The sequence below is a fragment of the Streptomyces aurantiacus JA 4570 genome (genome assembly GCF_000414115.1).
Classification (GTDB): domain Bacteria; phylum Actinomycetota; class Actinomycetes; order Streptomycetales; family Streptomycetaceae; genus Streptomyces; species Streptomyces aurantiacus_A.
Map to the genome: position 1 here is coordinate 1 of NZ_AOPZ01000549.1, position 5240 is coordinate 5240.

The following is a 5240-nucleotide window of genomic DNA, read 5'->3' on the forward strand; positions in this document are numbered from 1 at the left end:
CGGCGGGGGCGCGGGGGCCCGGTGGGCCGACGGATCCGCCGACCGCGTACGGCGCCCCGCCAGGATCGGTACGCTGGCGACTATGTACGGCTACGACCAGCACGCGGGTGTCGGGCAGGGGTACGTCCCGCCACAACAGCCGCCGCCGCAAGCGCAGATGCCCGGTGGTTACGGCCAGCAGCCCCCGCTGTACCCGGAGCCGTCGCCCCCGTCCCTCGCGGACGCGGTGCGCGCGTTCACCACGGGCTCGATGTCCGCCGAGGACTTCCAGCAGGTCTTCGCGACCTCGAAGGTGTACTGCCCGCGCGGTGACAACCCGGGCTTCCTCGCGCTGCACAACACCCAGCAGCCGGTCATCCCGATGTTCACGTCGCTCAAGGAGCTGCGCCGGTACGCGGGCAAGGACTCCAAGTACTTCGTGATCACGGGCGCGGAGGTCATCGACCTGCTGCCGACCGGCTACGGCTTCGTCCTCGACATGGAGGGCGAGCACCGCATGGTGTTCGACGCGAAGGCCGTCGAGCAGATGGTCGACTTCGCCATGCGCCGCATGTACGGCTAGCTCCGCGGGCTCCGCCCGCACGGCCACCCCGTTTCGGCCAAGGACCCCACCTCTCTCGATCACCCGGACGCCCGGAGGGAATGCCCTCCGGGCGTTCCGTGTTCCAGGTGGCAGAAAGTTCTACGTTCAACTAATCTGAGCGTACAAGGAGGTCCATCCCATGCCTGCAGTGACCGTCGAGAATCCGCTGACCCTGCCCAAGGTGACCGCCCCGGCCGACGCCGTGGCGCGCCCCGTGCTCGCCGTGACGACCGCGCCGGGCGGCTTCGAGGGCGAAGGGTTCCCGGTGCGCCGCGCGTTCGCCGGGATCAACTACAAGTACCTCGACCCGTTCATCATGATGGACCAGATGGGCGAGGTGGAGTACGCCGCCGGGGAGCCCAAGGGCACGCCCTGGCACCCGCACCGCGGCTTCGAGACCGTGACGTACCTGATCGACGGCACCTTCGTGCACCAGGACTCCAACGGCGGCGGTGGCACCATCCGCAACGGCGACACCCAGTGGATGACGGCCGGCTCCGGGCTGCTCCACATCGAGGCGCCGCCGGAGTCGCTCGTCATGTCCGGCGGGCTCTTCCACGGGCTCCAGCTCTGGGTGAACCTGCCGGCCAGGGACAAGATGATGGATCCCCGGTACCAGGACATCCGGGGCGGGCAGGTGCAGTTGCTGACCACCGGGGACGGCGGCGCGCTGCTGCGGGTCATCGCCGGTGAGCTGGACGGTCACCAGGGGCCCGGGATCACCCACACGCCGATCACCATGATCCACGCGACCGTGCGGCCCGGGGCTGAAGTAACGATTCCCTGGCGGGAGGACTTCAACGGGCTCGCCTATGTGCTGGCGGGGCGCGGGACCGTCGGGGCGGAGCGGAGGCCCGTCCAGCTCGGGCAGACCGCCGTCTTCGGAGCGGGCGGGTCGCTGACCGTGCGGGCGGACGAGAAGCAGGACTCCCACACGCCCGACCTGGAGGTCGTGCTTCTCGGCGGGCAGCCCATCCGGGAGCCGATGGCGCACTACGGGCCGTTCGTGATGAACACCCGCGCGGAGCTGCAGCAGGCCTTCGAGGACTTCCAGAAGGGCCTGCTGGGGTCGGTGCCCGCCGTCCACGGCATGTAGACCACACCCGGGAACGGCAGGTGAGCCCACCCTGGGGGACGTCCGTACGGCCTACGCCCCGCATGCGTAGGCCGTACCCCCGTGCTCGGGTGGGAGCGTGCATACCCTTCTGCCCGAGGTCGTGCGGCGCGTGGCCGCCTGGTGCCTGGTCGTTCTGCTCGTCGCCGGTGTGGCCGGGGTCGGGGTGTGGCTGTGCACGGTGCTGAAGACGGCCGTCACGCCCGTGCTGCTCGCGCTGCTCGGGACGGCGCTGCTCGGGCCGCTGTACCGGCGGCTCGTGAAGATGCGGGTGCACCGCTCCCTCGCGGCGGGACTGACCTGCGCGGCCGTGCTCGCGGTCGTCGGCGGGGCGACGTACATCGTCGTCGCGGCCCTCATCGACACCGGGGACCAGATCATCTCGTCCCTGAAGAACGCCGCCGGTGACCTGTCGAAGCACTTCGGCGCGGCGGGCACCTCGCTGGAGGACCTCGCGTCCAACTCCAAGGACCTGCTGGGCAAGTTCGGCGGCACCGCCGCGTCCGGTGTGGTCAGCGGGATCAGCGTGGTGGGCGAGATGATCGCCACCGCCGTGCTCGCGCTGCTGCTGGTGTTCTTCTTCCTGCGGGACTCGCACAAGACCGCGGGCGCGCTGCGCTCGCTGGTGCCCGCGTCGTCCGCCGACACCGTCGAGGCGATGGCGCGCCGCGCCTTCACGGCCGTCGAGGGCTTCATGCGCGGCACCACGTTCATCGCGCTCATCGACGCCGTGTGCATCACCGTGGGGCTGCTGATCCTGCGCGTTCCGGGCGCCGCCGGGCTCGGGGCGCTGGTCTTCGTCGGCGCGTACATCCCGTACCTGGGGGCGTTCCTGTCCGGCGCCATCGCCGTGCTCGTCGCGCTCGCCGACCGCGGCCTGGCGATCGCGCTGTGGGCGCTCGGCGTGGTGCTCGCCGTGCAGGTCCTCGAAGGGCACGTGCTCCAGCCGATGATCCAGAGCCGCACCGTGCAGATGCACCCGGCGGTGGTGATGCTGGCGATCACCGCGGGGGCGTCCGTCGCCGGGATCATCGGGATGCTGCTCGCCGTGCCGCTGACGGCCGCCGCCTTCGGCGTCGTCTCCGAACTGCGCGCCCGCTACGGCGCCTCGGCCCCGCCCGCCTCCCCGACGGCCCCCTCGACCGCGCCGCCGGGCTCGGGACCGGCCCCCGGAGACGCTTCGTAGAGCTCGAACCAGATGCTCTTCCCCTCGCCCCGCGGATCCACCCCCCACCGCTCGGCGAGCAGCTCCATGAGCACCAACCCGCGCCCGGACGAGGCGAGTTCGCCGGGGTGGCGCTTGTGCGGCAGGTCGTCGCTGCTGTCGGCGACCTCCACCCGCAGCCTGCGGGTGCCCTCCTCGCCGGTGACCTCGGCGACCAGGAGCGCGTCGCCGTCGGTGTGCACGAGCACGTTGGTGATCATCTCGGAGACCAGCAGGACCGCCGAGTCGACCTGGTCGGGGTCCGCCCAGTCGTGCAGCAGGTCCCGCAGGTGCCCGCGGGCGCCCGCCACCCGCTCCGGCTCGGCCTGCGCGATGGTCAGCATGGTGCGGCGGGTGCGGGCGCGCTGCTCCGGGTGGCCGGTGCGGCGCAGCAGCAGGACCGCTATGTCGTCCTCGCGGCGGTCGGCGAGCGGTCCCGTCGTGTGGTGCGAGGAGGGCCCGTGCACGGCCTGCACGAGGGTGTCGGCGAGCGCCTCCAGGCCCTCGCTCTCGGCGGCCTGCGCCTCGTACACGTCGTACGTCTCGGGGCCCCCGCGGTCCGCGTGATCCGCGCGCTCCGGGCGCTCCGCGCCGTCTTCGTAGTCCTCCAGGACCTTGCGGATCCGCGACCAGCCCGTCTCCAGGTCGTGGCCGCCGGTCTCGATGAGGCCGTCCGTGCAGACCAGCATGGTCTCGCCGGCGACCAGGACGAGGCGGGTCGTCGGATAGTCGGCGTCCGGGTCGATGCCGAGCGGCAGGCCGCCCGCGATGGGCCGCTGCAGGACCGTTCCGTCGCTCATGCGTATGACCGGCTCGGGGTGGCCCGCGCGGGCGATCTCCAGGACGCCGGTCGTCGGATCGGCCTCTACGTAGAGACACGTCGCGAAGCGCGGGTCACCGGCGATGTCCTTGCCGTCGTGGTCGTCGCGGGTGTCCGTCGAGCCGTAGGTGATGCCGTCCGTGATGCCGGACAGGAAGCGGGTGGCGCGCGAGAGCACCGCGTCCGGGCGGTGCCCCTCGGAGGCGTACGCGCGCAGGGCGATGCGCAACTGCCCCATCAGTCCCGCCGCCCGCACGTCGTGGCCCTGTACGTCGCCGATGACGAAGGCGATGCGGCCGCTGGGCAGCGGGATCACGTCGTACCAGTCGCCGCCGACCTGGAGGCCGCCGCCCGTCGGTACGTAGCGTGCGGCCACGCTCATGCCCGGGATCTCCGGGCCCAGCATCGGCAGCATGGAGCGCTGCAGGCCCTCCGTCAGCTCCCGCTCGGACTCCGCGACCCCGGCCCGCGACAGGGCCTGCGCCAGCATGCGGGCGACCGTCGTCAGGACGGAGCGCTCGTCGGGCGTGAACGACACGGGGTACGTGAACGCCGCCATCCACGCGCCCATGGTGCGGCCCGCGACGGTCAGCGGCAGGAACGCCCACGACTGCCGCTCGAAGCGGGACGCCAGCGGCCAGGTGGTCGGGTAGCGGCGGCGGTACTCCTCCGGAGAGGACAGGTAGACGGCGCGGCCGGTGCGCAGCACCTCGGCGGCGGGATAGTCGGTGTCCAGGGGCATGGAGGCGAGCGGATCGTCGTCTCCGTAGCCGTGGTGTCCGTGGTGGCCGACGACGGTCAGGCGGTCGGCCTTGGCGCCGAAGACGGCGAGCCCGTCCGGCGAGAACCCCGGCATGGACAGGCCCGCGGCGACCCGCAGCACCTCCTCCGTGGAGCGTGCCTCCGCGAGCGCGCGGCCCGCGTCCAGCAGGAACGCCTCGCGGGAGCGGCGCCAGTCGCCCGTCACCGGGGTGCGGGCGGCCGCTCCCGGGGCGGGCTCGGAGACCTCCTGGATGGTGCCGATCAGCTCGTACGTGCTCGCCTCGTCGTGGACGATCGGCTTGGTGCGGCTGCGTACCGTACGCAGCACGTGGCGGCCCTGGTCGTCCATGATCCGCAGCCGGGCCTCGGCGAGGGTGCCCTCGGCGACGGCGAGCTGCACGATGCCGTGGATCTCGTTCCAGTCGACGGGGTGGAAACGGGAGCGTACGGCCGCCTCGGTGGTGATCCGCGCGTGCGGCGGCAGGCCCAGCAGGCGGGCCGCCTCGGCGTCGAGGGTGACGACCCCGGTGGCGTTGTCCCAGCGCCACAGGCCGGTGGCGATGGCCGTGAGGACGGCGCCCACGGGCGGGAGGGAGTCCCGGTCGGGAGGCAGGGAGGGGTCCCCCACCTGCTCGCGGGGCTCGTCGGTGCGCATTTCATCACTGTAGGAACAGTGACGTACCCCTCGCCACCTTGTGCCCCGTGGGCCTCGGGGCGGCAGCCGTGCGCCGCCGCTGCGCGGCGGCTGTTCCCACCC

The 5240-nt window shown here is 72.5% G+C and carries 4 protein-coding genes; 3 read left to right on the plus strand and 1 reads right to left on the minus strand.

Features of this window, described 5'->3' with window-relative positions; all coding sequences use genetic code 11:
* The first annotated feature begins 82 nt into the window (after nt 1-82).
* From STRAU_RS37940 to STRAU_RS37950, 3 genes are all read left to right on the plus strand, one after another.
* Nucleotides 83-562, plus strand: a complete 480-nt coding sequence (locus STRAU_RS37940) for an SseB family protein (RefSeq protein WP_016645691.1) — start codon at nt 83-85, stop codon at nt 560-562.
* Nucleotides 563-722: 160 nt separating this feature from the next.
* Nucleotides 723-1679 (plus strand): pirin family protein, encoded by a 957-nt coding sequence (locus STRAU_RS37945; RefSeq protein ID WP_037664625.1) that lies wholly within the window; start codon nt 723-725, stop codon nt 1677-1679.
* A 97-nt stretch (nt 1680-1776) separates the two neighbouring features.
* Nucleotides 1777-2883 (plus strand): AI-2E family transporter, encoded by a 1107-nt coding sequence (locus STRAU_RS37950; RefSeq protein ID WP_037664627.1) that lies wholly within the window; start codon nt 1777-1779, stop codon nt 2881-2883.
* Here the strand turns inward: STRAU_RS37950 and STRAU_RS37955 are convergent.
* Nucleotides 2796-5138, minus strand: coding sequence for a SpoIIE family protein phosphatase (locus tag STRAU_RS37955; RefSeq protein WP_016645694.1), 2343 nt, complete (start codon nt 5136-5138; stop codon nt 2796-2798). The two genes, STRAU_RS37950 and STRAU_RS37955, sit on opposite strands and share 88 nt — an antisense overlap.
* Nucleotides 5139-5240: the final 102 nt, after the last annotated feature.

Bases quoted from the DNA above. Each gene is read 5' to 3' on its own strand.
- STRAU_RS37940 (WP_016645691.1), top strand. From the start codon at position 83: ATGTACGGCTACGACCAGCACGCGGGTGTCGGGCAGGGGTACGTCCCG.
- STRAU_RS37945 (WP_037664625.1), top strand. From the start codon at position 723: ATGCCTGCAGTGACCGTCGAGAATCCGCTGACCCTGCCCAAGGTGACC.
- STRAU_RS37955 (WP_016645694.1), bottom strand. From the start codon at position 5,138: ATGCGCACCGACGAGCCCCGCGAGCAGGTGGGGGACCCCTCCCTGCCT.